Source organism: Gluconobacter sp. Dm-44 (assembly GCF_018256175.1).
Lineage (GTDB): Bacteria > Pseudomonadota > Alphaproteobacteria > Acetobacterales > Acetobacteraceae > Gluconobacter > Gluconobacter cadivus.
Map to the genome: position 1 here is coordinate 60,256 of NZ_JAERLZ010000009.1, position 26,686 is coordinate 86,941.

Below are 26,686 nucleotides of genomic sequence, written 5' to 3' on the forward strand. Positions count from 1 at the left end.
ATGCGGAGCAGGGAGTGTTCACCACCATCCACATTCAGAACGTCGGTAGAAAGGAATACGGTCGGTCTACCGTTTACCGCCCATGACAGGACAAGCTCCTCAAGCATCCGGGTCTACGGTCAGTCTACCAAGGGCAGGCACTGAAACGCGGGACAGGGAGTGTTCCCCACCATCCACATTCAGAACGTCGGTAGAAAGAAATACGGTCGGTCTACCGTTTAATAGGGTAGAAAAAGGGAATTTCCCTATTTGAACACTCCGTTACGGGCATTCTCATTTGATCATGGACGATTGTCACGCTCCAGTGCCGCTATAGCTAACTCAAACGTCTCCGCAACTTTTAAACCTAATTTGTCTGCGAGCTCATAAAACCGTTCTGCGTGTTCATTTGTAGTCTTCACACTCACTACGCGATGTCGTCCAGTTCGATACGCTCTTGGTTTCCTCATGCCTTGATTAGATTGAGCCTTGCCTGCGGTGTTTTCGGGCTCGGATACACTTTCTCTACTGACAAATCGGGATCCTTCCGAGATCCGGTCAATCTCCTCAGGCGCGGGCCTTGTATCTTTGTTTTTCGGTGCGGGCTTGAATTTGGAAAGATCCATAGCTCCACCCTTTTGCGGATCCGAAAAGATGCTTGTGCGTGATTTCATCGATCTATGTCCTGTTCGCTGGATAGTAATTCTATCACTTCCCTAGCAAGGGCTTCGATATTCGCTGCGGCACTTGGAAGATTGCGCGCATTTTTGGGATCGAGAGTACGAATAGTACCTCCGAAAGAAAAAATCGCCCTGTATGCATCACGCTCATGAACTTGAACCGAGAACACAGGTACGCCGTTCTCCCGGAATTCCGCTTCAATAGCAGATAAAGTCCTCGGTCGTATTGCTGCGCTTGTGCAGGTAAATAAAATGGCACAGGGAATGTTGATTCTAAATGCCTCTTCCTGCTGCCTGACCTCTCTAACAGCAGAAACAGCTTCAACAGCGTCGAGAGCTGAACCTCTCGTAGGGATGATTACAAGATCCGCACGACTCATTGCATAAGGTACCATTCTTGACGCGGTACCTTCGAGATCTACTATTACAAACGAACTTTCTTCTGCCTCGTGGTCAATCGTCTTTATGATAGTCCGCTCGGTGACGTCTTCAATCACTTTTAACGTCTCCGGTTTTCCAGGAAGTGATGCCCAACGAGCAACCGGCTTATTTGGATCAGCGTCAATTAGAGTTACGGAGGCACCGTTATGTGCGAACTCCGATGCCAAGAGAATAGCTGTCGTAGATTTCCCTGCTCCACCTTTCGGAGAAGCGAAGACGATAGTTGGCATTAAGGTTCTCCAAAATAGTATACTGCATGGAAACGGAAGACCTTCGGTATACCCGTCATTCCGCTTGCAAGCGAACATTACGCCCCCTCTTAGCTGCCTTGCTTGGGTAGGTCAACGGTATACCAATGGTAATTCCATCTTTATGAGAGTGTTTTTGGCTTAACTGGGGGGAGGGGAGGGAAACAAGGTTGCGCCTGTTCGGTCGACATCAACTTTCGCAGCAAGATAAACTGCTAATGCCAGTCCCAAATTATCTAAAAAGCCTGTGCGGAAATGGTCCATACGGGCAACGCCTGGTCCAAATTGTAATTTTAAGGCCGCCCAAGTAACGGGTGTCGGTTTTTTTAAGACGTGTAAGCGATACGCTAGGTGTTTAGTCCCGTGGTTTGATGGGGTATTATTTTCACGTGGAGGGATCGAAGAACCGTTGGTTTATGTGCTTGGTTTGTGATTTCAGGCTTCTGGCGATGTAATTAACGGTTTCTGCGATGGTCTCCGGTCTGCGTTTTGAGCAGATTGAGGGCTGTCCCCCGCTGGATGACTACGCGCTCGCACTCAATCTTTCGAGGAAAAGGAAGCGGCGCATGTTGTAGACGATATTGGCCAGCCCGATCCTCATGGTGGCCCGGGTGATACCGACAGTTCGGACGAACAGTCCCGTCTGCGATTTCTGATCGGCGAAGACATGCTCGACACGCGTGCGGATCACGGACTTTCCTGCATTGGACCGCTGGATATGGCGGGGCATGGGTTTGAGATGCTGCTTTTTGCGATGAACCTTTGAGACAAAGCCCTGCTTTTCCATGAAGTCTTCGTTGGCTTTTGAGCGATAGGCTGTGTCAGCCCAGACGTTTGAGGCCGTATTGGTTTTATCCAGCAGCCCTTCTCTCAACCGCGCACCATCACTGGCGGCGGCGTCCGTCGTCTTCCATTTTCGGATGAACCGGAATTTCCGATCGATGGAAATGTGCGATTTATAGCCAAAGAACGGGATGGCGAGATCGCTGGATGGCATGGTTCCATCATCCTGCCGCTTCGCCTTCGTGAACTTCAGTGTCCAGCGCGCATGACGATCCTTGTGCGACAGCTTTGCGGGTTTGTCCTGCCAGTCTTCAGGAATACGGCCTGCCCGGAGATCGGCTTTCTCGGCGTTCGTGTTGCGCTGTTTTGGAGCCGCTACGAGCGTGGCATCCAGGATCTGGCCCGACATCGGCAGATAGCCTGCGTGCCGCAGGATTGTATCAAAGCGATTGAACAGACCCTCGATCGCTCCCGCCTGGGTCAGGCGTTCACGGAACAGCCAGATTGTTTTGGCATCCGGAACTCGATCTGACAGTCTCAGACCAAGGAAGCGCATGAAGGACAGGCGGTCGTTGATGAGATACTCCGTCCGCTCATCAGACAAATTGTTGAGCGTCTGGATGACCAGGATCTTGAACATCAGCAGCGGATCAAATGGCGGTCGCCCGCCTTTGCTTCCATCTGAATAGGCCAGAGCCTTTTCCAGATCAGGACGGAACGCTTCAAAATCCACAGTTCGGGAAAATGCTTCGAGCTGATCGCCAAGCCCGCTTAACCGGGCCAACCGCTCTTCAACATCAAAGAAACCCGGCTGCTTCATCGTCCATCATCCCCAATTAACTAAGGGAAAATGGAATCACAGAGGAACCCTTAAAACCAGTGGGTTTTTCGAACCCTCCACCTAATATCAATGGAGCCTGAGCCTAAGGTATTTCTATGTTTGGGATGCAGGAGAAGTCAGACTTATTCGTCTTCTTCTTGCCATGACTATCTTACACTTTGACTATGAATTGTGCTCTCACCGACCGATCATTCGCTTCTCGGGTACAGGTGGTGGAGACGGGTAGAGCAATATTCCTGTTTCTTGATCAACTTCAACATGTGCCTCTGGATAAACGGAAAGAGCGAGTTTGAGTGGAGCTATAATATCTCTCTTAAACCCTCGTAGCTGACTATACTCAGAACCAAATTGCCCTTTGAGTGCAGCCCATGAAATATTAACTGGGTCTTTGAGTACGTGAAGTCTATAAGCCAACCAAATATAAATATCAATTGCTTTTGATTTGCTGGATATCTGCCTTATAGCAATTTCTCTTAGCGGTAGTGGATGATCAATAAGACTTTCGTAAAAACTTTCGTCCAGTCTGACAACTTCTCTCCATAGAGACGGTTGATTCAAGTCGTTATCTATGGGGAAAATTGCATCTCTAATGAATGCCCCATTGCTTACTAGTTCTTCTCTGCCATTGCTTCGAAAAAAAGTTAGTCGGCATCGACTAATACGCTTTGCTTGATCCCTAACTGCGTTATAGGTATTTCCACCAACAGCAATACCCATCGCCTTGAGCCAAGCATTCATTGATGCTCCAAGCTCTACTTCGCGTGACTTTGTTTTAACGGCTTGTGTCTGGAGATAAAGCAGAATCATACGAGCCATTGATCCATAGGGGATTCCAACGGCATCTTTATTTTTATCTAGTCCGCTCTCGATCAGAAGTTTTATATTACCGCCATCACGCTCCCAAACTGTCTCAGTGGTTTTTTTGTGAGGAAGTGCTGCCATTGCGAAGCCAGAATGGGTTATTCCGATCGACATTGCTTCATCGGCCAGCACTTCATGTGCGGCATCCACACAGTAGCGTTGCACCTTACTTTCCAAGGATGCTTGGCGTCTTGCCTCTTCTAAACCGTGCAGTTCGAGGAGATTGTGGATTCTTCCCATGAGCAGACCATCGGTGAGAGGATAAAATGTGTCAATTTGGACTCTACGCACATTGAGGCGCTTGGATTCTACACACGCCTAGTTTGGACTCTGCTCACGCTGTTCTAGAAAAAAATATTAGTAATTTTATTAGATGGTGTGCGTAGAATCCAAGGGATAACCCGGGTTCTGGTAAGTAGAGTCCAAACTAGGCGTGTGTAGAATCCAGAGGGCAACCGGGAAGGGCAATTTTCCGCCTGTGAATAAGTTTTTTTTCTGATGATACCGAGGTGCGTAGAGTCCAATACCGAATCAGGCACGGATATCTGTGAGCTGAAGTGTGTGTAGAGTCCAATTCCTAATTGCTTTCCCAGCCGTGTGTAGAGTCCAATGTGCCCTATATCCTGCTCAACAATGGTTCATGCTGGTTTTCCCGTTGACGATTTTAAGCTGCTCGTAGCAAGTTAGCTGGGTAAGCAGCAGTTCTCCTTCCCTTGCCAGCTCCAAAACTGCCGCAAGATGAACAGCCCATGCGGCCTTGCGGTGTGTCAGGCTTTGAGGGGTTTCCGTGGGAGAGAGACTCATCACGCCCTCGATGAGATCCCACGCGCTCTCCGAATGTTCGCAAAGCTTCTGCTGCCACCACGCGATGGCGTCTTGAACGGATAGACGGGGCAGAGCTGAGGGAAGAAAAATGCTTTCTTCAGGCATCAGCTGCGGCCGCCGACGGGAAACAGACAAAAGCGCGTCAAGCAGATCCCGGGTGAGGGTGAGAGATGCTGTCTCAGCGACAGAAGGCGAGAAGACCACGCTCCCGCGTCCGAAAACGTCTTCTCCTAGGACAGCACGGCGTTCGAATACCTCGACAGTCCTCTGAAGGGCGTCTTTTCGAAGCAGGACCCGTTGAATCTGTTCGGCCGCTGAAAGCGCGGCGCTGTGGTCGGTCGTGTCCCCCCGGAGCAGCAGGGTAGAGCGCATCTGCACCAGGGTCGCCGCCAGCACTAGGTCGTCCGCTGTCTGTTCGAGAGGGCGACGTCTGAGGCTCTCCTCTACACAGGCTAAAAACTGCTCAATCAGATCCGTCAGCGGTAGCGTCCGAAGATCCACGGCGTTCCGACGGATGGCGTGTAGCAGCGCGTTCAGCGGGCCCTGCCAGGCTCCCACCTCCAGAAGTGGCTCCTCAGACATCGTAAAGCGGGCGGACGGAAAAAATGAGGTCGGGCCAATGGGTCGCAATGGTTTGAAGAGCCGCCCAGGGTGTCCAGTCCGCCGACCAGAACGAGACGCTCCAGTGGGTTGTGTCCTCCTTCGAATGCCCGTCTATGCTCTCAACTTGCTGGAGCGGTCGTGAAGTGCCCCAGTGTTGCCACAGCCAGGCCTGTGTTGCAGGGGAGCCGGGCCCGAGGGAGAGAACATCCAGAGGCATGGGGCAAAGCGCGTTGAGATCAAACGGAACGGAGCCCGATCCAGCCTCCCGTGCGACAAGAAGCTTCTGACTTTGAACAATCTCGTTGATCAGAGCAGCCGTCCGGGCGCCCTGAACGGGAAAGATCCGGCTCAGGTCTTCAGGAGCAGTAACATCCGGTCCCCACAGTAATCGGCCAGTGCCCGCCGCTTCCGCCCGGAACCGGCCGAGCACAGCTTCTGGGCCAGTCACGGTCAGAACATGCGCCAGCCAGTCCGGCTGGGGACTGAAAAGAGGCGGAGCGGAAAGGGTCTCCGGTTCTGCAAGCCCTGATCCCAAGATTGGAAACGCCGTGCCGCTCGCCGGTGGCCTGGGGGCATGGCGGAGAAGCGTCGGACGGTTGGGAAGGCGAAAGCCGTTCTCCGGGTCCTCCTCGTCGGTCGAGACTGCTTCAATGTAGCTGTGGGCGACCGGTCGCGCTTCCAGCTCTTTCCGATAGGCCTCCAGGCGTGCGACCATCGCATCAACGTCGGCGATGATCTCAGCAATTGTCTCGGGCACCGGTTACAGATCCAGAAGATGGGCGGGTGAGTCCAGGTCCAAGCGGGCCCGACGGATATAACGGCGCATGCTGCGCAGATCCCGGTGGCGGGTGTGGGCCATGATCTGCTCGTCTCGCGCATTGGCCCGGAAGGCCTCGGTGACGAAGCCAGCACGCAGCCCATGCGGGCTGAGGCGTTCCCCGGAGGGAGCTTTAAGCCCGGCCACCCGGGAGCGCCGTAGCAGGATCTGCCGGACCGCATCCGGATGAAGGGCATCACGTCCGACCTGTTCCCAGCGATTGATGGACCGGAAGAGGGGACCGTCCGTAATCTCGGCTTTCTTCAGCCAGCGCTCTAAGGCCAGAACGGGGCAGGTCTCGCGATGTTTGCCGCGGGGAAGAAACACCTCTTCGCCGCGCTGTTCGGGGTCGGTTTTGCTGCGGGCGATATGTAGCTTCAGGCCGGTTCCGATAATCCGGACGGTCTCTGTTGTGAGGGCGACCAGCTCTGAACGCCTCAGCGCACCGGCAAAGCCGATGAGCAGAAGAGCCCGGTCGCGCAGATCCGCTAGCGTTTCTACTGTTTTGCCCTGTGTCGGGGCGACAAGTTTGCGGAGCTCCTGAGAGGTGAGGGCGGCGGCCTGTTTCTGAGGTGTGCCATAGAGACGCCCTGCCGCACGCAGTGTGGTACGAATGGCGGCGTGGCCAGAACTCCATTCCAGTCCGCGCATGCGGTACTGATAGCCGACGGCAGCGAGACGACGGTTGAGGGCCGAGCGGCTGAAACGTGGTGCCAGACTGTGCAGCCAGGCCGCGACGACAGGAGGAGCGGCTGCAAGAGGTGAGGTTCCGTGTTCGTCGCACCACTGACAGAAGGCCTGCCAGTCATGGGCATAGGCCCGCAAGGTTTCAGGGGCATAGGCGGCCGTTCGGGCACTGTCTTTTGCTGCGTCCAGGGCAGTTTGCAGCGCAGGGGAGGGGACTTCGGGGAAGCGCTCTGCAGGATCTGTCGGGACTGTCATGCCGGTGAGCTTTCGTCTGAAATATCCAATAAATCTGCCGTAAGGCACCAATTAAGGCAACCCTGATTTAACACGCGGTAAGAGAACATTACCACGTGTTAGATCAACGATAAGTCGTCCAAAAAATCCTGCAGAAAGAGCCCATAACGGCTTATAGCGGGCCTCTCAAACCTTCGAGGAGCGGGTCCAGTTCGGTGAGAGACTTCAGGCCATAGGTGACAAGGAAGGTTTCGGTCGTGGCCCAGAGCTGGGGCTGGCCTGGGATGGGCTTACGGCCGACGCTGTGAATAAGGCCTCTTTCTTGCAGCAGGGTCAGGGTCTTTTGAGGCAGGCCAGCATCCCGGAAGCTTTCGATCTCGGGTCGTGTGACTGGCTGGCGCGCGGCAATGAGCAACAGCACCTCAAGTGCTGCACGAGGGAGTCGTTCGGGTGGTTTCTCCAGCGCTGCCTTCAAGGCCTCGGCGAGATCGGGAGCGGTACGGAACATCCAGCCGTCGCCGGCCGCGACCAGTTCAAATCCTCGTCCCTCGGTGCGTCTGGCCACCTCACTCATGATTTGGGCGGTCTCCACGTCCTCTCCCAGAGCGCGTGCCAGGGTTGTTCGGGACACGGGACCACTGCTCTGGAAGAGGAGAGCTTCGGCCAAACGAACGGGATCGGGAAAAGAGGCTGACATCGCTTGGAGCATAAGGCAGCTTCAACACTTCTCACCAGAGCCATGGATATGTTGCTAGTGAATTTACTTGGCGGCGTAAATCCGTCAGAACCTAATTGTATGCTACTGTTCTGGAATGCCGATCCGACCGGAACTGAAAGCGCTCTACCCTCCCAACTGGCCCGAGCTGAGCCGGCAGGTGAGGTTCGAGCGGGCAGGGGGTGTCTGTCAGCACTGCGGCCGGCCGCATGGGCATCGCCTTCAGGTCCTGCCGGGTGGCCGATGGAAGCATCCGGAGACGGGGCACTGGTTTAATGGCCGGGGTAGGCAGATCTCGCCTCCAGACCTGATCGAGTATCTGCAAATGCGACGGACGAAAGTGGTTCTGGCAGCGGCGCATCTGAATCATGATCCCACCAGCAACCGGCTGCGCAATCTGCGCGCGCTGTGTCAGCGCTGCCATCTGCTGCACGACCGGATGTATCACCTGGCTCAACGACGTCTGACCTTGCGACGGCGTCTGGCGATCGGAGATCTGTTCGAGGGGCGATATCGGGCCGGGGTCCCGCCTCTGGGACTGTAACGGGTCAGATGTTCGATGTGCGCGATGTGCTCGGCCCTGACGCCAACGTGCGTCTGCGCCTACCGCACGAATTTCCGGTTCAGCTCGCGAGCAAGCGTTTCGCCTTTCCTGATTGGCATAACATTGTAGGTTCTGATTGCCCACGAGATATCGCACCCCAGTCGGTCTGGCGGCTGCGCGATTGCGACTGCCATTGCACGACCATGCTCCATCGTGTTCATCAGCTTTTTCCGCTCAGAATGTCAGCTCCAAGTAGGCACCTGGAGAGTTCGAACAACTCTCCTTTTCAACCGATTAAAAATCATAAGCCATTGATATTATTATGCACCAAAAATGCTTAAAAAGGGTTTTTCGAACCCTCCAGATGCGCCCCATCGCAACCCGCGATGACAAAACCGCTTTGTCATTCATGAACTTTCTCCATATCGTCACCGCAAGGCTCTGGATCAGATCTTTTATCAACGCATCCTAACAGCCCTTGATCTGCTCAAGACGCAGACCGACAACGCCCCAAAGAACCATTAATCAAATTGCCAAAACATGGAAATTACCGGCCAAATGGATCAATTAACGGTTCTTTGATCCCTCCACCTCGCCTTGTTGATCCCGATAATGCAGGCGTAACTTCATTCCTGCACGAATGGCCGCTCGAAGGCTCGCTCTGTCATCTTTGCCTTGTAATGCATCGAGCGGCAGCTTTGTCGCTGTGCTTGGAATACTGATAAACGGCTGCAAGGCCGGGGGGATAACCGCTTTAACCTTGGTGAGCACGTCCAATGCGGCGCGTGACAGTTCCTTTTCGCCATGGGCCGCCACCCACTGTGCTCCCAGAATGATTGCTTCAAGCTCAGCCGGGAGCAGTGCAAGGGGTGGCATGTCATATCCGGGCCCCAAAATGTACCCAACGCCTGCTTCTCCTGAAATGGGGACGCGTTGGCCGATCAAATGTGCGACGTCGCGATAAATCGTGCGGATGGAGACTTCCAGCTCCTCGGACAGCATCCTCGCCGTAACGGGGCGAGACGACCGGCGCAGGATCTGGATGATCTGAAAAAGGCGATCGGTGCTACGCAAAGGTTCTGCAATCATGCTGACAGGATGTTGTCAGCATGATTGTGCCAAAAGGCGAGGAACACAACCGTCACAGGAACTGACAGATGACATTCGCCTCTATCCGTCTCATCGCCGCCGACATTACTACGATAGTTTCTTTTTATGAGCTGGTGACCGGGCATTCTGCCGAATGGCTTGCGCCTCAGTTTGCTGAAATCGTAACCTCTGGTGCGAGAATTGCGATCGGTAGTACCGAGACAGTGGCTCTGTTCATGGAAGGAAGTGCTGAGCCAGGCGCCAATCGCACGGCCATCCTTGAATTCAGGGTCGAGGACGTGGACGCTGAATTCAAGCGTCTGAAAGGCAAGGTGGACGTTGTGATCGAACCTAAGACGCTGCCTTGGGGTAACCGCACGCTCCAGTTCCGCGACCCCGAGGGGACTATCATTAGCTTGTTCACGCCTGTAACCGAAGCCGCCCGTCTCCGTTTCGGGAGCCTGTGACAAAGAGAGGACGGCGCTGATGCGTAATTCTCGGTATCCGCAAACCACTGGATACTCGCGGATACCGAGTGGAGGGGGAAAGCTGAATGTCTGCTAATAGGTGGCACCCATATGATTGCTGACGCCTATTGCAGTGGTCTTTCTCGAACGTGCTTTTTTAGAAAGCCTTGTCTGTCTCGATTGCGGTTTCCAATCGAAGACGGGGTTATCTGTCTCCACATTCCTTCCTGATCAGTTCCAGACCCTCCTCGTATGTCCTGATGGAAAAGTCAGGGAAATGGCGTTTAAATTTCGTTGAGTCGAAGAGATTGTCCTGCTCGTAGCGTGGCAGCAGTTCCTTGATCTCCAGCACCTTTTTTGAAAAAACGCCTGCGATGACCAGTGGCCACTTACCGATGACCGAATAGGAGGGCGTCCGCCCGAAAATCCTGCTCGCCATGGTGACGAATGTCTTATAGGTCGGTCGATCATCACAGCATGGTAGATGCCAGGTCTGGCCATAAGCATCCGGCGTATTGCCCAGAGTTGCCAGCCCGCGGCTGGCATCAGGCGTCCAGATAAGGGTCCGGCGTGTATCGTTACGGACAGGAACGAGAGGTCTTTTGCCTGCTTTCAGCCTGTCAATAATCAGAGCATTGGTGAAGCTCTGTGTTTTTCCCGGACCGTAGAATTCCGGTGCACGAGCGATCAGCACGGGAATGTCTCCCCGAGCCATTTCTTCCAGCACCATGGACGCCATTGCGGCGCGCACCCGCCCTTTCCGACCAACCGGGGCGAAGCGCGTTTCCTCCGTCTGGAGCTGACTGTTCTGCGGATACATGTACGTGTTGTCGAAATAGGCAAAACTGGCTCCCGCCATCCGGCAGGCCTGCAAGGCGTTTTTCAGCATAACCGGAAACTGCTCTTCCCAGAGTTCGCTGTCAGGGGGGAGGCCGGTTGTGAAATAGACGATCCGGCTTCCTCTCACTGCCTGTACCGTCTGCCCTGCATCCAGCAGGTTCGCTGCCATGAGCATGTCGTCGTTATTGATTCTGCGGGGATTGCGGCTCACGAGCCGCAGGTCACCTGTATGATGCTGATGCAATGTCCGCGCCAATTCCGTGGCGATCTGGCCATTTGCGCCCAGAATGGTCTGCATGTGGGGCGGCCTCCATGGTGCCAGGTAGGTTACCCTTACAACGCTAACGTTGAAGTCAGGTTGAATGTCAAACGGCAGATTGACCTTCAACTGGCCTTGAACGTTACAGGACGGTCGTCCGACTGTCGTGCCGCATGAAAGGGGCAAGCCATGAGCCGTCGTATTCTTCACGTCGCCACCAATACCTCCCATTTTGACAATCCCGCGCATCCGACCGGATTATGGCTGTCGGAGCTCACGCATGCCTGGGACGTGTTTGCCGCCAGGGGATATGAGCAGCGCATTGTCAGTCCGAAAGGTGGCCAGGTTCCGCTTGACCCGCGTGCATTGAAATGGCCGATGAGCGATGCCTTATCCAGAGCCTGGCTGGCAGATCCGGCGAAGATGGCTCTCTTATCTGCAACGGCCTGTCCCGCAGACATCAATCCGCAGGATTATGATGCGATTTACTTTACCGGCGGTCATGGCGCCATGTGGGACTTCCCGGACGATGAATGTCTTCAGGCCGTCACACGCAAAGTATGGGAAAAAAGTGGCATTGTTTCCGCTGTCTGTCATGGATATTGCGGTCTTCTGAACACCCGGCTTGCAGATGGTTCTTTTCTGGTCTCCGGGCGAAAGATCACCGGATTTTCATGGATTGAAGAGAGGCTGGCGGGCGTCTCCCGGGAGATCCCCTACAACGCGGAAGCTGACGTGAAGGCGCGAGGCGCGCTTTATGAAAAAGCCCTTTTGCCGTTCATGTCCCATGTCGTGGTGGATGGAAAACTGGTGACAGGCCAGAACCCTTTTTTAGCTAGTGCAACCGCAGGAAAAATCGCGTCCCTTCTGGGAGGGATTTAAGGCGAAACAGCTTTTTTGCTGCGTCCTCTGCTCACGGACTGACGACGATCTGTCCTGTCCTGTCCTGTCCTGTCCTGTCCTGTCCAGAAGACGCAAATCGTCCGGTGTGATGTCCAGATTGTCAGAAGGTCCTGCAAGCATATTCGTCAGGACACGATGGGCGTTAGCCGCGCAGTCCATGCCTTCGGGACGCGCCTGAATGTCCTCCACCAAACGAAGGAGATGCGCCTTGCTCTGGGTCAGACGTGCCTGCAGCGCCTCGATATCCGCAATTTTGCGTGTCAGTGCGTCCATGAGCGCATCACGGTCCCAGTGTTGCAGATCAGAGGGCAGCAGGGTGCGGATTTCATCCAGCGCAAATCCGGCCCGTTGCGCCGTTGTGATAAGACCCAGAATGGTCACAGCCTGAGATGAATAGGTTCTGTATCCGTTGGACCGACGGTCAACCGCTTTGAGCAGTCCGATGCGCTCATAGAACCGGATTTTGGAGGTCGTAAGACCACTTTTCTGGGCCAGTTCCCCAATCCTCATGTCCGGTTTCCCATTCCAAATTCATCTTGACGTTGAACTTATGTTCAACGTTAGCGTCTGGACAATATCAAGCTCTAAATTGTTCAGGAGACGTATCATGCCATTCGTCACGACATCCGACGGCACGGAAATTTTCTACAAGGACTGGGGACCGAAGGATGCCCAGCCGATTGTCTTCCACCATGGATGGCCGCTTAGCGCCGATGACTGGGACACGCAGATGCTGTTTTTCCTGAGCAAGGGGTTTCGCGTGATCGCGCATGACCGCCGTGGTCATGGACGTTCGGCGCAGGTCAGCGAGGGGCACGACATGGATCACTATGCTGCCGACGCATCGGCTGTTGTCGAGCACCTTGATCTGAAAAATGCCGTTCATGTCGGGCATTCGACAGGGGGTGGGCAGGTTGCCCGCTATGTCGCGAAATATGGTCAACCGCAGGGACGTGTTGCCAAAGCCGTGCTCATCAGTTCCGTGCCGCCTTTGATGGTCAAGACGGATCGCAGTCCGGAGGGTGCACCGATTGACGTTCTGAACGGATTGCGTGCCGGATTAGCCGCCAATCGCGCGCAGTTCTTTCTGGATGTCCCTACTGGCCCGTTCTACGGCTTCAACCGCCCGGGCGCGGAGATCTCGGAAGGCACGATCCGCAACTGGTGGCGTCAGGGGATGATGGGCAGTGCAAAAGCCCATTATGAAGGGATCAGAGCGTTTTCGGAAACCGACCAGACGGAAGACCTGAAGGCCATCACCGTACCTGTGCTTGTATTACAGGGCGATGATGACCAGGTCGTGCCCTACAAGAACGCTGCGATCCTCCAGGACAAACTGCTTCAGAACAGCTCCTTGAAAATCTATGCCGGTTACCCGCATGGCATGCACACGACCCATGCTGATATCATCAATGAAGACATCCTAGCGTTCATCACCGGATAAAGATCATGGCATAACGATGTAACGTTTTAACGGAGACAGGGAGAGGTTTTGCTTCTTTACCTGTCTTCTCATGAAATCAATTCCTCAGTATTTTTGGGCTAACCTTAGGCATCAATGTCGGCTTTACGACACATCTTCCAAGCAGATGTAATGTCTTACATGAGGGCGTAAGCAGCAGGTCCGCTTCCGCCTCATGTCCGACATCGATGTGGTGATGACAGTTTTCCGAAAGCCGACATTGTCAGGCGAGCCGCGATAGACGGCGTTTGGGACTAAGCTGAAGGCCTTTCTGGGCCGATAACCGAACATGTCTCAAGGTCAGCCCCTCAATCGCTGCCTCGGGCAAACCTAACCCAACGCCGGCTGTCTTGGCATTTATCGCAGTCAGATCTGTTATGGTCACATCATGAATATGCGGGGTCGTTGATGTTACTGGAGCAACGGGAACGGGATCGGTCATCGAGACAGTCTGCTGCACGAGGCCGGGTTGCGGATCGTGAGATGATCGATCCTGATCTGGCTGGACTCCCTGACAACGACCATCCACATTGGAGAATTGGTCGCCGTAATACCTGAGATACGTCCATGCTGCACATGCGAAAACTCAATCAGCCAAGGACGTGGCAGACCAAAACGTTACTGACATTGCCACTGCACGATCGCGCATATCGTCTCTATCCGCGCTTCGGTGGTGCGGCTTCCCCAGGTTCACGAGAGGGCAAAGCAGGGACTCATCACACCGCTGATCGAGATTTTTCGTGCAAATGGGACCTGCGCCTATGTGGGAGATGGGAGCAATTTCTGGCCTGCAGCGCATGTGCTCGGCGTTGCCCGTCTTTATAGGCTGGCCATCGAGAAGAGGGCGACGGGTGCTGCGTGCGGCGATCCGGAGTGGTGTGGAGCGCGTGGTGATGACGTCGTCTGTGGCGGCCGCAAGCCGAAGGGTCGGTAGCCCGGACTGCGAATGCGACGAGACGGTGTGGACCGATCCGGATCCCTCTGGTGTGGACGCCTATACACGCTCATATCCGGATCAGACGATCAATGTAGTCTTCCTCCACCTCTTGCTGGCGCTATTTACCCAGCCCATATTCCTGCCGTCGTCCGACACTGCTTAACAGACACGGAGGATTCCAAAATGCATTTTTCTCGTATGTTTCAGGCTGGCGTCTTTGTTGCTACACTGGCCTGCGGCGCGGCTGCCCTGCCTGCGCAGGCTCAGGATACGTTGCGCGTCGTTGATGCACGGGGACACCAGGTCGGTATCCTGGTCCCAGTCCAGGGCATCGCGACGACAGCGGCGCTGCCTGATATCGACATGTTCGACGCCGTTAATCGCATGATGGCACGCAATATGGCTCTCATGGAGGCGGTCGATCGGACATTGGGCTCACGGCTGGGCGGTGCCCTGCGCGCCGTTCCGGCTGTTGGTCATGATCTCCCGAAACAGAGCATGTCCTGGCAGCGTTTCGAGGCGGTCAGCACCGGTGGACCCATCGCCTGTACGCAGACGATCACGATCACATCAGACGGTCAGGCGGCGCCAATCGTTCATGTGTCACGCACCGGAAGCAACGCCTGTGCGGCGCTCGCTGCGCAGATGGCAGTTGACAATCTCGGAGATCAAAAGGCTGGTTCGACGGCTCTGACGCCCGCCGTCGAGACGCTGACGGAAGTCCCGACGAACGGACACGCTGGAAGCGCTCTGTAAGACAGGTGGTGGCCGGAAAACCCTGGGCCACCATTATAGAAGGAAAATATACTGATTTTCTGCGATCATCGGTATGATATTTGACTAATATAAACACCTCCATGTAATTTCCACCCGCAACACCGCCACATAAAATAAATACAAATATAAATAATAAAATTATTCATGAAGAAGAATCTGCATTTCGTGTCCTCTTGACGAGGCAGGCATCTCTTCCAATTTTTCTTTCGCTGGACGCCATCGGGTCCGGCATAGGCTCTGTGAGCCAGGCAACTGAAGTCCATGTTGCTTTAATCGGAGGATGTGGATGTCGACACTGAAAGGACTTTATTCCCGCTATCGCCGCTCCTTGCGCACAGCCGCCCGGAGATGGCGCAACCGACTGGAGGGAGGCGTATCATGGTAACGCGCCCCCTTTTTGGAGACGATCCGCTAGCTCCGCGTGTCCTCTCCGTGCTCCGCCGCCTCGGTTATGACGGACGTGGCGTGATGCTGACGTCTCTGGTGGCCCATACCGGTATACCGGGGATCAGACTTCGCTCTACGCTGGAATACCTGGTCCAGGCGGGCACGGTCACCCCTGCCGGGTGTGATCCTCTGGCTTCTGATCTCGCGTTCCGTGTCCCCATGCGGGCAAGAGCCGCACCGCCAGTTCCGATCGCGGCGTAAGGCACAACCGCGCCGGGTAGATCAGAAACGCCTTCTCCGAGCGGAAGCGCCATCTTTTCTGGAACGACCGCACGAATGAGAGGGCGGAGCGGAGCCTTCCATCGGAGGTCCCGCGTTTCTGCAGATGAAATCAAAAGCAGCGAGAACAGGGAGATGTCGAGTTTTATCCATTTTCTCAACCTGAAGGCGCTTCAGCACTATTGGAATAACCATCCCCCCGTGCCCCGTTCACGGGGGACAATGCCGCCAGTTTGGTCGCACTCCGCGGGAAAGACGGAGCGAGCGGAACAGACGGCCAAGCAACCTCGGCACCTTCGGCAGAGGGAGAGGCCACATGTCGCTGTCGGTCTCATCCTCATGCTTCTGGTCGGAATGGTCTCGCCGACATCAGCTCATGCGCCGCAGGGTATGCTGTCGTGCGAGACAGAAAAGCAGCCGGTAAACATTCCATCCATGCCACTGGCCCGCGCCATCGAGATATTGAGCCGGCAGACCGGGTGCCCGGTCCTTATCGACCCGATCCTTATGGACGGTAGGACCTCGGCAGCCGTCAAGGGCGCCTATACGCCTCAGGTCGCCCTCCTGCATCTGTTCGGTTCCGTGCATATCGACGTCACCGCCACTGTTTCTGGCTTGAGCGTCAGTCCTCTGGATGCGGCGGCTCTGACATCGGGTGACACGCGGTCCGGCCTGAGGAGTGCACCATGACTCTTCACACGGACAGGCCGAACAAAATTATGGCGCTTCCGACCGTTCAGATCAGCACAGAACTGGCGGTCCTGCTTGCCTACTATCTCAGCTACGAGGAAAAAGACCGCGGATACGGCGGCCTCATGCGTCGGGCGGCTGACCATCTGATTTACCACCTGGTATCTCGCTGGAGAACCGCGCCAGATCCGGAAGCGACGACCGTCGCCGTGGTCCAAAAACTCCTGCCTGTCGCTGACCGCACGCACATGGCCAAGGCCTTGGGCTAGTCGTTGGGAGACCTCGAAAATCAACTGACATTTGCCTTGCCAAAAGGCGTGCGAGACCTTGCCCGAACATTGTCCTGTCGCCTGCCACGCTGGCAGCGGCTTTGAACCGGATGTACGCCGGAAGGGCCACGACGTAGGAACTATAACTCAATTCATAGATGGGAAAACGGCTATGGAAGACCTCTCCATGAAACGTTCCTGGCAGAGCAGGGACTGCTCCCACTTCATCAAGCTGTTCAGGGGCCTGACATTCTACGAGCGTTTTGAACAGGCGATCATTCTGACCCTGATTGCGCTCATCATGCTGGTCACCGCCATCGCGACGATTCATCTGATCGGCGCGGTATGGCATCTGGTCGTCGATGTCGGAATCGATCCGATCAACCAGACGATCTTCCAGGCGATTTTTGGCGCGATCTTTACTGTTATCATCGCCCTTGAATTCAAACACTCCCTGCTGGTCGTTCTTGCCCAGCATGAGAACGTCATCCGGGTACGGACCATCGTTCTGATCGCCCTCCTGGCGATTGCCCGCAAATTCATCCTGCTGGATCTGCATGATGTGACTGCCATGGAACTGTTCGCTCTCTCGGCGGCTGTTCTGGCGCTGGGTACCGTCTACTGGCTGGTCCGCGAGCAGGATGCGCGTGTCGCGCGCGATGCCAGGGAACAGGCGTATCTCGAAGATAATCCTGCGGCCCGCTGTGAGCCTGAACGGTCTTCATCCTGAAGAATCGAAGTAAAGGCGGTCTATAACGCCGCCTTTACTCAATCCCCACTATGTCTCGTGCGATGAGGACGTCTTCTTCGCCGTCTCTGGCCCTGACGGTGCCAGATGATCTGTGTCGATGGGCCGGAAAGGCGGAATGGGTTGTCCGGGAGAGTAGACCGGCCCCTTGTAGTTCTGATCCAACTGGCTTGCGTTCAAGCTGTCGACCAGTATATCACCTGTGCCGTCTTCGTAATGAGTGCGAGCCCCGGTTTTGGGGATTGTGGACGTTCCCTCAGTCGCCCTTGCATCGAACGATGTTGCAGTCGTCCGGACAACATCACCAGCATGTGCGCCCGACTGGCTCAGTAGAGACAAGCTCAGAGCAGCGCACGACAGAGATATTTTCATCCTCTTCATGCTCATGACCTTTCGAGATTCTCCCCCGGCCGGATGAATGGCCGGGGGAGAGTTTTCGTCACGCCATCAGGCTGCTTCTTTCCGCGCCTCAATCTGGGGCACGGCTTCCTCCGCACGTGCTGTAGAGGACGTAATCGCGATACGACGCGGCTTCATCGCTTCGGGTATCTCACGTTTCAGAGTAATGGACAGAAGTCCGTTCTCGAAGTGCGCATCGGTGACTTTCATATGCTCGGCCAGATCGAAGCGGCGTTCGAATTCTCTGCCCGCAATACCCCGATGGAGATATTCGGCGGCGCTTTGCGGCTCCGGCGCCTTTCGTCCTGTCACGACAAGAGTATTGCGCTCCTGTGTGATCGTAAGGTCGGCCTCGGCAAGTCCGGCAACCGCCATGTCGATCCGGTAATCATCCTCACCGGTCTTGACGATATCGTAAGGCGGCCAGTTATCGACCGCTGGAATCCGGCTGGGGAGATCAAGGGCGTTGAGCATTCTGTCAAAACCCACGCTCGAACGGAACAGGGGAGCAAAATCAATGGTGGCTCTCATAGCCATATCCTCCTTTGAGCAACATGGACACAAGATCAAAACTGATAGTTCTGTCTGCCGATCCCTTTGGCGGCCGGCAGATTCAATCTGGGCACTCCGTGCATGGTGTCAAGAGGTATCAAAAATGCAGAAAGGCAGGTTTGTTTGGGCGTCCTCAATCGTTCGCGTGTTCAGAGTGGACCAGAACAATGCCTGATAGCATCGGATGGAAGTTGCTAGCCGCGGCATTCGCCGCGACCATGCTGAGTGCCGCTCCGGCGGAGGCCTGGCCGTGGATTTATGCTGGACCACCAATTGTCGTTCCACCACCAGTCGTGGTCGCGCCGCTAGCTGTCAGTTGGGGTGGGCGGTCTCCTTCAGAAGGTTTATCAACCGCCGGTATGGCACATCAATGCCGCAAGGAGGCCTTCCACCCCATCTGACATGTCTTGTTCTATGATACGTTCTCAGAAGGGGCTGCTTTTATGCAGCCGAGCGGAGAATGCACTCGGGTGGGAGGAAACTCCATCAGCTCATGGTGATTGCGGACTGTCCGCTTAGGAGCTTGGCGAATGGGGGCTTATATGTCCGGGATGAGGCGCATCCCGCCTGTCTGCTTCAAATTCCTTGAGTAGACAGGCAGTTTAGGGGGGAAAGCGGAATTTCCGCAATGGAATTGAACGAGGTGAACAGCGGACATAATGGCAGCCCTAGAAGAAAGACCAACCCCTTCCCTGATCGTATGGCATCACTTTTCCAGCGGCTGTCATCGGAAAATGCGATGTGAATAATGCCGCGTTGTGCTCGACAGCGTAATTCAAAGCCCATTTGCGCGATATGATGGCTATCTGAGGATCTGCGTCAAAAACGGCACTCCACTCCGGAATACATACCTGAATGGGGTGATGCATGACATCACCCGTGAAGAGCGCACGCTCCATACCTGATTTCAGCACAAGAGACGCGTGATGGGGCGTATGCCCAGGTGTGGGGTGAAAGGAAATTCCTTCAAGAACTTCGGATCCGTCTAGGTCAATCTGATCCGCAAGATCCGCCGAGATAATCGGATCAACGCTATCAATGCGTGTCATGAAACTGGTTTTATTACGGGCACTATCATGAGCTGGATTGCTGAAAAAATCATATTCGGCTCTAGAAAAGACATATCGGGCATTCGGGAAGGTCGGAACCCAGATGCCATTTTGCAGGCGTGTGTTCCACCCGACATGATCGACATGCAGATGGGTGAGAAGAACAAAATCGATATCTTCTGGCCGGACGCCAGCGCGCATCAGATTTTCAAGCCACACGGTCTGCAAGTAATCGAAATACAGAGCAGCAGGTCGAGCCTTGCTATTCCCGGCCCCCGTATCCACAAGAATGTTCCGACCGCGATCCTTGATGAGCCAGCTATGAACGCTCAAAAGAGCTTTCGTTTCTGAAGCATCCAGCGTTTCAGACAGATCAGGATAGACCTGAAGTGCCGTTGCATCATCCCAGTCAGGAAGCAACTGTTCTGGAGTGAGTGCTGCCAGCGTCAGATCCTGTATTTTTAGTATGCGGGCATCTCCTACAGCATACCACTGAAGATCGTTCATAATCCCAAGGCTCTCTTTTCGTTTTTATTTCTTAAAAAACACAGCGCTGTCGTCATGAAGGGAAAAGAGATTTCAATTCTTGCGGGAGTTTGCCTGTTGCATGGTTTGACAGGCACCCGAATAGTGGGTCCCATTCTTCAATGCGCAGATCACAAATCAAACCTTCGGATGCAAAGGGATCACCGGCAATAATCGCGTCAATCTCTTGCCGATTGGCGCCTTTCATAATCAGAAAGCCGGAGCGCAATGAGGTCCCTTTTAACGGACCGGAGGCCAGCAGGCTGCCTTCCTGAATAAGGCGCCTGAGATACAACACGTGTGCTGCGACATGCTGTCCCCATCCCTCGCCGTCAGGGTGGTCCATGCGCACAAGATAAACAGGCATTTCGAAAGTCTCCACCAGAACTGGACTTGCCAATCACTCGAAGCTTTCAGCATATTCCTCTTTTTTGCTGAATAAATTGTCGATATGATACATCAGTCACAACTGAGGATGATGAATGCTTGACCGGTTAACCAGCATGAAGATTTTTATCAAGGTCGTGGAATTAGGGTCCTTTGCTGCGGCCTCCCAGTATCTGACTTTGTCGCCGCAGATGGTCGCCAAGCATATAGAGGCTCTGGAGCATCACCTTGGTGCTCGCCTGTTGCATCGAACGACACGTCGGCAAAGTCTGACTGAAACAGGACGCCTCTATTGCGAGCAATGTCGGCTTGTTCTGCAGGCTGCTGAACGAGCTGACAGTCTGGCAGCCAATACGCTTGGCACACCCCGCGGCACATTATCTGTCAGTGTACCCGTCACTTTCGGGCGAACAGTATTCCTGCCATTTGTTCGTAATTTTCAAAAAAGATACCCAGAAATTCAAGTCCATTTGTCACTGACAGACCAACTGATTCACCCCATAATGGACGGTCATGAGGCTGTGATCCGAATTGGTGAACTTGAGACGGACCTTACAGTGGTCAGTCGTCCTTTGACGGCCTATCGTCGGGTCATCTGCGCAGCTCAAACCTATCTGGAAAAACACGGTTTTCCAGGGCAGCCCGAAGATCTGATGCGCCACGAGTGTCTCGTGTATGAAAATTCCGGCGGTCCTGTAACTACCTGGCACTTTTCTCAAGGCAGCGTTACGCGGCCAATCACCGTCTCCGGGCGGATAATCAGTAATGATTCAAGTGTTCTGCATTCTGCAGCACTCGCTGGCGATGGCATTCTGCTGGGTTACGAGCAGGCCCTGCTTACAGATATTAAAAGCAAACGGCTTGTCCGGCTTATGACGAGGTGGACAGTTCCGGACAGACCCATGCACCTGCTCTATAACGCAGGTCCTGTTATGACACCAAAGCTGCGGGTCTTTGTGACCGAGCTTCAAGAGGCTTTCCAGCCTTAAGCCTCTTTTCGACGGTAGGGTGCCTGCCTCCTAAGCTCAGTTGGCGATTAGTTTCTGTTCACCATCCCTGTTCAGTCGGAAGAACAAACAATTCTGCAACATCCATACGTGCAGGTGATTTCAGAGCAAAAAGAATACTGTCTGCTATGTCCTCGCCTTCGAGAAAGGTCATGGACGCTGCAAGATCATCCATCTGTTTGCGGTAATCAGCATCTGTAATGTGGTCATAAAGCTCTGATTTTACAGCTCCCGGCTGAATGCAGGTAACGCGGATATTATGCTTTGGTCCGATCTCCATTCTGAGGCCGTCTGAAAACGCTGTTACCGCAGCCTTGGTGGCGCAATAAACGGCGAGACCCGTAAAGACTTTCCGGCCTGCAATCGAGGACATGTTGAAAATATGGCCCGAATGCTGTGCGATCATCTGCGGAAGAACGGCTGCCGTTGCATTAAGAACACCAGATATATTGACGTCCACCATCTGCGGCCATTCGTCCACTTTCAGGCTGTCAACGCTGGATAGGGGCATCAGGCCCGCATTGTTGACCAGAACGTCAATCCTTCCAAATTGGGCGATCAAGCTCTTTGCCGCTTCTTGACACGAGACAAGATCAGTAACGTCCGTCACCAGAGGAATGGCTCGACCGCCAGCCTTGGTAATTTCACTGATAAGCGTCTCCAGGCGATCATGACGACGTGCCGCCAGGCCGACTGTCATTCCTTCTGCTGCAAGTTTGCGCGCTGTTGCCGCACCAATGCCACTGGATGCTCCGGTCACCAGAGCAATTTTTCCTGCAATATTCATAATCTTCTCCACACGACGAGCCTTCAATCGGCCTTAATTGTCGAAGGAGGTGTAAATTATGCCAGAAGATATCTCGCATGGTTTCTTGCTGAAACTATTGTGATTTTGCGCTATAGATAGTCGCGCAAAGAATTGAGAGAGTGTAGCAGATGGTTTTGTCCTGCCTTCCTTCTCGGCGTGCTGCCAGTTTGACACTGGAGCAACTTCTCCCCGGGAAGAAAGTCGCGCAAAGTGAAGGAGATGTCTGGAAGGATGTTGACGTCCAGATATTCACTCGCCCGGTACAAAAAGACGAACTTCTTGTACCTGCCGTCGCAGAACCCTTGCTTGTCTGGGTTATCCGCGGAGAAGCAAATATTGAAGAGCGTGAACTGACAGGGCCTTGGGAACAGAGCAAGGCAAGAGCAGGAACATTTTACCTCACGCAGACGGACACACCCTATCTGATGCGTTGGCAGGGCAGGGAGATACTTGTTTTGAGGTGTTGCATCTCTATCTTGGACTTGATCTTGTCGATCGAGCTGCCATGTCATTAAATCTGAATTCATCCCGTATTTGAATGCAGGATGTTTCAGGCAGGAAGGATGCTTTCATATCAGGCATTTTGAGTGGTCTGATAGATGAAATGCAATATTCTGTTATTTCAAATAATTTATTTGTAAATGGACTTCTGGAGAGTCTGACAGTTCATCTTTTAAGACAGTATGCTGATACCAGGGCTAAGATAAAGCTACGATCCACACTCTTGCCCACATGGAAACTTCGTAGAGTTCTTGATCATATGGAAGCACATCTGGCTGCACCATTTGATTTGGATAGTCTTGCTGCTTTGTGTGGCATGAGCCGTTTTCACTTCAGTCGCTCATTCCGTACAACCACGGGACAAACTCCCTCTGGTTGGTTCATGCAGCGCCGCGTCCAGAAGGCATCAGAAATGCTTCGTAAGACCAATGTTCCTATTATCGAGATTGCCTTGGAGATCGGCTACGAAAGCCCAAGCCACTTTGCTCAGGTCTTCCGCAGAGTGACGGGTGTCAGTCCTCGTGGTTATAGAAAAATGTAATCAGTACATGAATAAGGTTTCAGCAAAGACCTTGGTAAAAAAGTTCACCTAAATACAGGCCAATTCCGAAGACCGCATGAGCGCTGATGCTGAGAAATAGTCCTTTTCCAGGATTGGGAGCCCTAAGCCCGAAAAACCCGCCGCCCAGAGCGGGTTTCATAAACAGGAAAGGAGCCAAAAGGGTAACAAGTCCGAAGAGTAGACCATTTAGCAATGTGGGGACTGTCTTTGCTATAACCACCACAAAACTGAGGTACAGTGCGGCATAAGCAGCACCAATTAGGTAATGAAATACCCAGCCGACAGGTGCCTCTCCTTTCAGGGAGGGTCTTTTTCCAATCATTGGGTCATAGATCCTGCCGTCACGCCACCCTATGACCCAGCGGCCGGTGACAGGCCAGTTGGCTGCAGGAATTCCAGTCAATGGTTGCTGGGCTTGTTGCCAGATATCGGATGCAGCAGTCGCCACGACGCCGACTGTCAGAATTTCGAGCAAATTCATACAGCATGTCCTCGAAGTCAGAGTGTTCTCACATAGTTTCATGTCACTTTACGAGTTTCATGATATACTGACGAAATTGCACTCTAGCAACACATGAAGTTACATGAGACAAGATAACAGATTATCCTGTGTGCTCCACGTACTCCTGCATATGGCAGAAGCAGGTGGTCCCATGACATCAGAAGTGCTGGCTCGCGCCCTTAACACCAACCCCGTGGTTGTGCGACGTCTTATGGGCGGTCTGCGTGAGCATGGATATGTGCACTCCGAGAAAGGACATGGCGGGGGGTGGACGCTCTCATGCCAGTTGGATCAGGTGACGCTGCGGGATATTTACGAGGCTCTTGATGCTCCAAGATTATTCGCCATAGGGAACCGGAGTGAAGAGACTGAGTGCCTTGTCGAAGAAGTCGTCAACCACGCTGTGAGTAGCGTCCTGACCGATGTTAAGGCCCAATTTCTGGCGCGTTTTGGCCAGATTACACTTGCAGCACTTCACGCCGACTTCCATCAAAAGCTAGCAGAGCGTTTCTCAGGTGGATTAACTTGAGAAACGCTGATGACTTTTCCTGATTGTGGTATGAAATGGCTTTGAAGACTGTCGCCATTTTAATGCCGTCTCACAGACAGCCTATCAGTTACCAGCTGTAGCCGACCGTAACCTGCCCAGTGCGACGTTCTCCATACCAGCACCATCCGGCAGATGTGCCTGATGTCATGCAGTTGGTAACGTAACGCGTACCAGCGAGATTCCGCATACTCGCCCGAATATTTAACCCGCGATAATTTCCACCATATGTCTGGTCGACGTAACGGAAGCCGCCACCAACTCCCAGTCCCTGCAATGGCCCGTGATGAAACGTATAGGCTGTAAAGAGAGAAGCATTTCCTTTCCCGGAACCAGCGAGCGGTAGGTTGGTAGACGAACTGCGAATTTTCTGTCGGCTAACGGCTGCTATAATACTTAGGCCTTCTGTCAGATCTGCATGTGCTTCGAATTCGAAGCCATCAGAATGCACTTTAGCGCTTTCGGTACTGTAACCCAGATTACCGACTGCTGTGAGAACATTTGTTTGCTCAATGTGAAACCCGGTAGCCGTTAACAGTATGGGTAAACCTGGAATTTGATATTTCAGTCCTCCTTCAAGCTGCTTACCACGCGTAGGATTGGCTTGCCGCGTTGTTTTGCCACCATCATCCGAGACAATGCCGCTTTGTGGTTGGAATGACGTTGAATAACTGACATACGGAGCTAGGCCGAATTTAAAATGGTACAAGCCTGCAGCTCTCCAGGTAATGGGTTCGGATGACTGTGGTGTAGTTTTTCCGGAAATAGTATTTATCTGGGTTGAGCGATACCAGTCGTTACGAATACTTCCTGTAAAATGAAAACCACCGTAGGAAATCTGATCCTGCGCATAAAGACCGATCTGGTGAGATTGAATGTCGTAAGCAGCACTTGCTTTAGGGCGTGTGAAGTTGATCCCATAGACTGGAGAAAGAAGATTGATGGCAGACACACACACTGCCATACCCCGTTACTTCAGTTGCATGACTTTGCTGGTAATCAAAACCAGTCAAAAGATGGAGGGATCGAAGAACCCTTGATTGATGTGCTTGGCTGGTGATTTCAGGCTTTTGGCGATTTGGTTGACGGCGCTTTGGGCCGCTTTTGACCTGCGTTTTGAGCGGATCGAGTGCTTTCCCTCGCTGGATGGCTATGCGCTCGCACTCAATCTTTCGAGGAAAAGGAAGCGGCGCATGTTGTAGACGATATTAGCCAGGCCGATCCTCATGGTGGCCCGGGTGATACCGACAGTTCGGATGAACAGCCCTGTCTGCGATTTCTGATCGGCAAAGACATGCTCGACGCGGGATCGGATCACGGACTTCCCTGCATTGGACCGCTGGATATGCCGGGGCATCGGTTTGAGATGCGGCTTTTTCCTGTGAACCTTTGAGACAAAGCCGTGCTTTTCCATGAAGTCCTCATTGGCTTTTGAGCGATAGGCCGTGTCTGCCCAAACGGTTGAGGCCGTATTGGTTTTATCAAGCAGCCCTTCTCGCAATCGCGCACCATCACTGGCGGCGGCATCCGTCGTCTTCCATTTCCGGATGAACCGGAACTTCCGGTCGATGGAGACATGGGATTTGTAGCCAAAGAACGGGATAGCCAGATCCGTTGTGGGGATCGTCCCGTCATCCTGCCGCTTTGCCTTCGTGAACTGCAGGGTCCAGCGCGCATGACGATCCTTGTGCGACAGCTTTGCCGGTTTGTCCTGCCACTCCTGTGGGATCCGTCCCTCCCGAAGATCGGCTTTCTCTCCGTTGGTATTGCGCTGCTTTGGAGCCGCTACCAATGTCGCATCCAGGATCTGGCCAGACATCGGCAGATAACCGGCATTCCGCAGGGTCGCGTCAAACCGGTCAAACAGTCTTTCAATGGCCCCCGCCTGGGTCAGACGTTCCCGGAACAGCCAGGCAGTCTTGGCATCAGGCACGCGGTCAGACAGCCCTATACCAAGGAAGCGCATAAACGACAGACGGTCGTTGATCAGATACTCCGTTCGTTCGTCGGACAAACTGTTCAGCGTCTGGATGAGCAGGACCTTGAACATCAGTACCGGATCAAATGGCGGTCGTCCGCCCTTGCTGCCATCGGAATACGCCAGGGCCTTTTCCAGATCAGGACGGAACGCTTCAAAATCCACAATTCGGGAAAAAGCTTCGAATTGATCGCCGAGCCCACTCAATCGCGCGAGCCGCTCTTCAACATCAAAGAAACCAGACTGCGTCATCATCCATGCCCTCACTCAATGCAGGAGTGATGGAATCACGCAGAGAGACCCAAAACCAGAGGGTTTTTCGAACCCTCCATTAGACGTTTGGTCCCGTGGTTTGATGGTGTGATATTTTCACGAGAGTGGACGCAAGCCTTCTGGGACAAATACGTGATGGGAGCGCCACGACCACGCACGCCGTGCGAGCAGCAATACAGCGATCGCAGGCTTGATCCCGAACTCTTCGCTCGGCGCCGCGAGCGAAACCTG

31 protein-coding genes and 1 pseudogene are annotated in these 26,686 nt (G+C 53.8%); 13 read left to right on the plus strand and 19 right to left on the minus strand.

The window, feature by feature from the left end; genetic code table 11:
- Positions 1 to 281 precede the first annotated feature (281 nt).
- From JK213_RS11225 to scpB, 8 genes are all read right to left on the minus strand, one after another.
- Complete coding sequence (locus JK213_RS11225; RefSeq protein ID WP_141354685.1) at positions 282 to 653, minus strand: hypothetical protein; 372 nt, start codon at positions 651 to 653, stop codon at positions 282 to 284.
- On the minus strand, positions 650 to 1,330 hold the full coding sequence (locus JK213_RS11230) for a ParA family protein (protein ID WP_141354683.1): 681 nt from the start codon (positions 1,328 to 1,330) through the stop codon (positions 650 to 652). Before JK213_RS11230 ends, JK213_RS11225 begins: the two co-directional genes overlap by 4 nt.
- Before the next feature lie 541 nt (positions 1,331 to 1,871).
- Positions 1,872 to 2,951 carry an IS5 family transposase gene (locus JK213_RS11235; RefSeq protein ID WP_211571561.1) on the minus strand — a complete coding sequence of 360 codons (1,080 nt, stop codon included), beginning with the start codon at positions 2,949 to 2,951 and terminating at the stop codon, positions 1,872 to 1,874.
- A 198-nt stretch (positions 2,952 to 3,149) separates the two neighbouring features.
- Positions 3,150 to 4,073 (minus strand): replication protein RepA, encoded by a 924-nt coding sequence (locus JK213_RS11240; protein WP_082790570.1) that lies wholly within the window; start codon positions 4,071 to 4,073, stop codon positions 3,150 to 3,152.
- Positions 4,074 to 4,460: 387 nt separating this feature from the next.
- Positions 4,461 to 5,216, minus strand: coding sequence for a segregation/condensation protein A (locus JK213_RS11245; protein WP_349291798.1), 756 nt, complete (start codon positions 5,214 to 5,216; stop codon positions 4,461 to 4,463).
- Between the two features lie 16 nt (positions 5,217 to 5,232).
- Positions 5,233 to 6,018 carry a hypothetical protein gene (locus tag JK213_RS11250; protein WP_141354587.1) on the minus strand — a complete coding sequence of 262 codons (786 nt, stop codon included), beginning with the start codon at positions 6,016 to 6,018 and terminating at the stop codon, positions 5,233 to 5,235.
- A 3-nt stretch (positions 6,019 to 6,021) separates the two neighbouring features.
- Complete coding sequence (locus JK213_RS11255) at positions 6,022 to 7,020, minus strand: site-specific integrase (protein WP_211571564.1); 999 nt, start codon at positions 7,018 to 7,020, stop codon at positions 6,022 to 6,024.
- 151 nt (positions 7,021 to 7,171) lie between these two features.
- Positions 7,172 to 7,708: an SMC-Scp complex subunit ScpB gene (gene scpB, locus JK213_RS11260; RefSeq protein WP_211571565.1), complete on the minus strand. Its 537-nt coding sequence runs from the start codon at positions 7,706 to 7,708 to the stop codon at positions 7,172 to 7,174.
- Positions 7,709 to 7,811: 103 nt separating this feature from the next.
- Here scpB and JK213_RS11265 point away from each other — a divergent pair, with 103 nt between their 5' ends.
- Positions 7,812 to 8,258 carry a hypothetical protein gene (locus JK213_RS11265; RefSeq protein ID WP_211571567.1) on the plus strand — a complete coding sequence of 149 codons (447 nt, stop codon included), beginning with the start codon at positions 7,812 to 7,814 and terminating at the stop codon, positions 8,256 to 8,258.
- Between the two features lie 567 nt (positions 8,259 to 8,825).
- Here JK213_RS11265 and JK213_RS11270 read toward each other — a convergent pair.
- Complete coding sequence (locus JK213_RS11270; protein ID WP_211571568.1) at positions 8,826 to 9,347, minus strand: YafY family protein; 522 nt, start codon at positions 9,345 to 9,347, stop codon at positions 8,826 to 8,828.
- Between the two features lie 68 nt (positions 9,348 to 9,415).
- On the opposite strand from JK213_RS11270, the gene JK213_RS11275 reads away from it, so the two are divergent.
- Positions 9,416 to 9,814, plus strand: a complete 399-nt coding sequence (locus JK213_RS11275) for a VOC family protein (RefSeq protein ID WP_141354085.1) — start codon at positions 9,416 to 9,418, stop codon at positions 9,812 to 9,814.
- 205 nt (positions 9,815 to 10,019) lie between these two features.
- On the opposite strand, the gene JK213_RS11280 is transcribed toward JK213_RS11275, so the two are convergent.
- Entirely contained in the window at positions 10,020 to 10,952 is a 933-nt protein-coding gene (locus tag JK213_RS11280; protein WP_141354084.1) for an SDR family oxidoreductase, read from the minus strand.
- 150 nt (positions 10,953 to 11,102) lie between these two features.
- Here JK213_RS11280 and JK213_RS11285 point away from each other — a divergent pair, with 150 nt between their 5' ends.
- Positions 11,103 to 11,795 carry a type 1 glutamine amidotransferase domain-containing protein gene (locus tag JK213_RS11285; RefSeq protein WP_141354082.1) on the plus strand — a complete coding sequence of 231 codons (693 nt, stop codon included), beginning with the start codon at positions 11,103 to 11,105 and terminating at the stop codon, positions 11,793 to 11,795.
- Here JK213_RS11285 and JK213_RS11290 read toward each other — a convergent pair.
- Entirely contained in the window at positions 11,745 to 12,326 is a 582-nt protein-coding gene (locus JK213_RS11290) for a MerR family transcriptional regulator (protein ID WP_249200601.1), read from the minus strand. The two genes, JK213_RS11285 and JK213_RS11290, sit on opposite strands and share 51 nt — an antisense overlap.
- Before the next feature lie 97 nt (positions 12,327 to 12,423).
- On the opposite strand from JK213_RS11290, the gene JK213_RS11295 reads away from it, so the two are divergent.
- The 7 genes from JK213_RS11295 (at position 12,424) to JK213_RS11325 (ending at position 17,347) form a co-directional block, all read left to right on the plus strand.
- Positions 12,424 to 13,260: an alpha/beta fold hydrolase gene (locus JK213_RS11295; RefSeq protein WP_141354078.1), complete on the plus strand. Its 837-nt coding sequence runs from the start codon at positions 12,424 to 12,426 to the stop codon at positions 13,258 to 13,260.
- A gap of 911 nt (positions 13,261 to 14,171) precedes the next feature.
- Positions 14,172 to 14,378 carry a hypothetical protein gene (locus JK213_RS11300; RefSeq protein WP_211571569.1) on the plus strand — a complete coding sequence of 69 codons (207 nt, stop codon included), beginning with the start codon at positions 14,172 to 14,174 and terminating at the stop codon, positions 14,376 to 14,378.
- 20 nt (positions 14,379 to 14,398) lie between these two features.
- Positions 14,399 to 14,971 (plus strand): hypothetical protein, encoded by a 573-nt coding sequence (locus JK213_RS11305; RefSeq protein ID WP_141354076.1) that lies wholly within the window; start codon positions 14,399 to 14,401, stop codon positions 14,969 to 14,971.
- A 399-nt stretch (positions 14,972 to 15,370) separates the two neighbouring features.
- Positions 15,371 to 15,640: a hypothetical protein gene (locus JK213_RS11310; protein ID WP_141354074.1), complete on the plus strand. Its 270-nt coding sequence runs from the start codon at positions 15,371 to 15,373 to the stop codon at positions 15,638 to 15,640.
- Positions 15,641 to 15,997: 357 nt separating this feature from the next.
- Positions 15,998 to 16,348, plus strand: a complete 351-nt coding sequence (locus JK213_RS15925; protein ID WP_228123970.1) for a hypothetical protein — start codon at positions 15,998 to 16,000, stop codon at positions 16,346 to 16,348.
- Entirely contained in the window at positions 16,345 to 16,617 is a 273-nt protein-coding gene (locus JK213_RS11320) for a hypothetical protein (protein ID WP_228123971.1), read from the plus strand. The genes JK213_RS15925 and JK213_RS11320 overlap by 4 nt, the downstream gene beginning before the upstream one ends.
- Before the next feature lie 172 nt (positions 16,618 to 16,789).
- The gene (locus JK213_RS11325; RefSeq protein ID WP_141354070.1) at positions 16,790 to 17,347 is read left to right on the plus strand and encodes a phosphate-starvation-inducible PsiE family protein; all 558 of its coding nucleotides are present in this window, start codon (positions 16,790 to 16,792) and stop codon (positions 17,345 to 17,347) included.
- 48 nt (positions 17,348 to 17,395) lie between these two features.
- Here the strand turns inward: JK213_RS11325 and JK213_RS11330 are convergent, their stop codons facing one another.
- The 4 genes from JK213_RS11330 to JK213_RS11345 all read right to left on the minus strand — a co-directional run bounded on the left by JK213_RS11330 (position 17,396) and on the right by JK213_RS11345 (position 20,257).
- Entirely contained in the window at positions 17,396 to 17,737 is a 342-nt protein-coding gene (locus JK213_RS11330) for a hypothetical protein (RefSeq protein ID WP_141354068.1), read from the minus strand.
- A gap of 75 nt (positions 17,738 to 17,812) precedes the next feature.
- Positions 17,813 to 18,295, minus strand: a complete 483-nt coding sequence (locus JK213_RS11335; protein WP_141354066.1) for an Hsp20 family protein — start codon at positions 18,293 to 18,295, stop codon at positions 17,813 to 17,815.
- A 689-nt stretch (positions 18,296 to 18,984) separates the two neighbouring features.
- Positions 18,985 to 19,872 (minus strand): MBL fold metallo-hydrolase, encoded by an 888-nt coding sequence (locus JK213_RS11340; RefSeq protein ID WP_141354064.1) that lies wholly within the window; start codon positions 19,870 to 19,872, stop codon positions 18,985 to 18,987.
- Between the two features lie 52 nt (positions 19,873 to 19,924).
- Positions 19,925 to 20,257, minus strand: coding sequence for a YciI family protein (locus tag JK213_RS11345; RefSeq protein WP_174787601.1), 333 nt, complete (start codon positions 20,255 to 20,257; stop codon positions 19,925 to 19,927).
- Between the two features lie 115 nt (positions 20,258 to 20,372).
- On the opposite strand from JK213_RS11345, the gene JK213_RS11350 reads away from it, so the two are divergent.
- Positions 20,373 to 21,266 carry a LysR family transcriptional regulator gene (locus JK213_RS11350; protein WP_211571570.1) on the plus strand — a complete coding sequence of 298 codons (894 nt, stop codon included), beginning with the start codon at positions 20,373 to 20,375 and terminating at the stop codon, positions 21,264 to 21,266.
- A 58-nt stretch (positions 21,267 to 21,324) separates the two neighbouring features.
- On the opposite strand, the gene JK213_RS11355 is transcribed toward JK213_RS11350, so the two are convergent.
- Positions 21,325 to 22,071, minus strand: a complete 747-nt coding sequence (locus tag JK213_RS11355; protein WP_141354059.1) for an SDR family oxidoreductase — start codon at positions 22,069 to 22,071, stop codon at positions 21,325 to 21,327.
- Between the two features lie 149 nt (positions 22,072 to 22,220).
- Here JK213_RS11355 and JK213_RS11360 point away from each other — a divergent pair.
- Positions 22,221 to 23,134 (plus strand): annotated as a pseudogene (locus JK213_RS11360) (helix-turn-helix domain-containing protein).
- A gap of 19 nt (positions 23,135 to 23,153) precedes the next feature.
- Here JK213_RS11360 and JK213_RS11365 read toward each other — a convergent pair.
- A complete protein-coding gene (locus JK213_RS11365; protein ID WP_141354057.1) occupies positions 23,154 to 23,636 on the minus strand; it encodes a DUF2938 family protein in 483 nt (160 codons plus the stop codon).
- Between the two features lie 103 nt (positions 23,637 to 23,739).
- Between JK213_RS11365 and JK213_RS11370 the strand changes: the two genes are divergently transcribed.
- Positions 23,740 to 24,186: an Rrf2 family transcriptional regulator gene (locus tag JK213_RS11370; RefSeq protein ID WP_211571572.1), complete on the plus strand. Its 447-nt coding sequence runs from the start codon at positions 23,740 to 23,742 to the stop codon at positions 24,184 to 24,186.
- Between the two features lie 88 nt (positions 24,187 to 24,274).
- Here JK213_RS11370 and JK213_RS11375 read toward each other — a convergent pair whose 3' ends face one another.
- Complete coding sequence (locus JK213_RS11375) at positions 24,275 to 25,156, minus strand: TonB-dependent siderophore receptor (protein WP_167495548.1); 882 nt, start codon at positions 25,154 to 25,156, stop codon at positions 24,275 to 24,277.
- A 198-nt stretch (positions 25,157 to 25,354) separates the two neighbouring features.
- Entirely contained in the window at positions 25,355 to 26,437 is a 1,083-nt protein-coding gene (locus tag JK213_RS11380; protein WP_211571575.1) for an IS5 family transposase, read from the minus strand.
- Positions 26,438 to 26,686 lie beyond the last annotated feature (249 nt).

Bases quoted from the DNA above. Each gene is read 5' to 3' on its own strand.
- JK213_RS11280 (WP_141354084.1), bottom strand. From the start codon at position 10,952: ATGCAGACCATTCTGGGCGCAAATGGCCAGATCGCCACGGAATTGGCG.
- JK213_RS11340 (WP_141354064.1), bottom strand. From the start codon at position 19,872: ATGAACGATCTTCAGTGGTATGCTGTAGGAGATGCCCGCATACTAAAA.
- JK213_RS11310 (WP_141354074.1), top strand. From the start codon at position 15,371: ATGGTAACGCGCCCCCTTTTTGGAGACGATCCGCTAGCTCCGCGTGTC.
- JK213_RS11275 (WP_141354085.1), top strand. From the start codon at position 9,416: ATGACATTCGCCTCTATCCGTCTCATCGCCGCCGACATTACTACGATA.
- JK213_RS11370 (WP_211571572.1), top strand. From the start codon at position 23,740: ATGAGACAAGATAACAGATTATCCTGTGTGCTCCACGTACTCCTGCAT.
- JK213_RS11265 (WP_211571567.1), top strand. From the start codon at position 7,812: ATGCCGATCCGACCGGAACTGAAAGCGCTCTACCCTCCCAACTGGCCC.
- JK213_RS11240 (WP_082790570.1), bottom strand. From the start codon at position 4,073: ATGGGAAGAATCCACAATCTCCTCGAACTGCACGGTTTAGAAGAGGCA.
- JK213_RS11355 (WP_141354059.1), bottom strand. From the start codon at position 22,071: ATGAATATTGCAGGAAAAATTGCTCTGGTGACCGGAGCATCCAGTGGC.
- JK213_RS11290 (WP_249200601.1), bottom strand. From the start codon at position 12,326: ATGAGGATTGGGGAACTGGCCCAGAAAAGTGGTCTTACGACCTCCAAA.
- JK213_RS11365 (WP_141354057.1), bottom strand. From the start codon at position 23,636: ATGAATTTGCTCGAAATTCTGACAGTCGGCGTCGTGGCGACTGCTGCA.
- JK213_RS11335 (WP_141354066.1), bottom strand. From the start codon at position 18,295: ATGAGAGCCACCATTGATTTTGCTCCCCTGTTCCGTTCGAGCGTGGGT.
- JK213_RS11350 (WP_211571570.1), top strand. From the start codon at position 20,373: ATGCTTGACCGGTTAACCAGCATGAAGATTTTTATCAAGGTCGTGGAA.
- JK213_RS11235 (WP_211571561.1), bottom strand. From the start codon at position 2,951: ATGAAGCAGCCGGGTTTCTTTGATGTTGAAGAGCGGTTGGCCCGGTTA.
- JK213_RS11305 (WP_141354076.1), top strand. From the start codon at position 14,399: ATGCATTTTTCTCGTATGTTTCAGGCTGGCGTCTTTGTTGCTACACTG.
- JK213_RS11325 (WP_141354070.1), top strand. From the start codon at position 16,790: ATGGAAGACCTCTCCATGAAACGTTCCTGGCAGAGCAGGGACTGCTCC.
- JK213_RS15925 (WP_228123970.1), top strand. From the start codon at position 15,998: ATGCTTCTGGTCGGAATGGTCTCGCCGACATCAGCTCATGCGCCGCAG.
- JK213_RS11295 (WP_141354078.1), top strand. From the start codon at position 12,424: ATGCCATTCGTCACGACATCCGACGGCACGGAAATTTTCTACAAGGAC.
- JK213_RS11270 (WP_211571568.1), bottom strand. From the start codon at position 9,347: ATGATTGCAGAACCTTTGCGTAGCACCGATCGCCTTTTTCAGATCATC.
- JK213_RS11300 (WP_211571569.1), top strand. From the start codon at position 14,172: ATGACGTCGTCTGTGGCGGCCGCAAGCCGAAGGGTCGGTAGCCCGGAC.
- JK213_RS11285 (WP_141354082.1), top strand. From the start codon at position 11,103: ATGAGCCGTCGTATTCTTCACGTCGCCACCAATACCTCCCATTTTGAC.
- JK213_RS11225 (WP_141354685.1), bottom strand. From the start codon at position 653: ATGAAATCACGCACAAGCATCTTTTCGGATCCGCAAAAGGGTGGAGCT.
- JK213_RS11255 (WP_211571564.1), bottom strand. From the start codon at position 7,020: ATGACAGTCCCGACAGATCCTGCAGAGCGCTTCCCCGAAGTCCCCTCC.
- JK213_RS11380 (WP_211571575.1), bottom strand. From the start codon at position 26,437: ATGATGACGCAGTCTGGTTTCTTTGATGTTGAAGAGCGGCTCGCGCGA.
- JK213_RS11330 (WP_141354068.1), bottom strand. From the start codon at position 17,737: ATGAAAATATCTCTGTCGTGCGCTGCTCTGAGCTTGTCTCTACTGAGC.
- scpB (WP_211571565.1), bottom strand. From the start codon at position 7,708: ATGCTCCAAGCGATGTCAGCCTCTTTTCCCGATCCCGTTCGTTTGGCC.
- JK213_RS11345 (WP_174787601.1), bottom strand. From the start codon at position 20,257: ATGCCTGTTTATCTTGTGCGCATGGACCACCCTGACGGCGAGGGATGG.
- JK213_RS11320 (WP_228123971.1), top strand. From the start codon at position 16,345: ATGACTCTTCACACGGACAGGCCGAACAAAATTATGGCGCTTCCGACC.
- JK213_RS11230 (WP_141354683.1), bottom strand. From the start codon at position 1,330: ATGCCAACTATCGTCTTCGCTTCTCCGAAAGGTGGAGCAGGGAAATCT.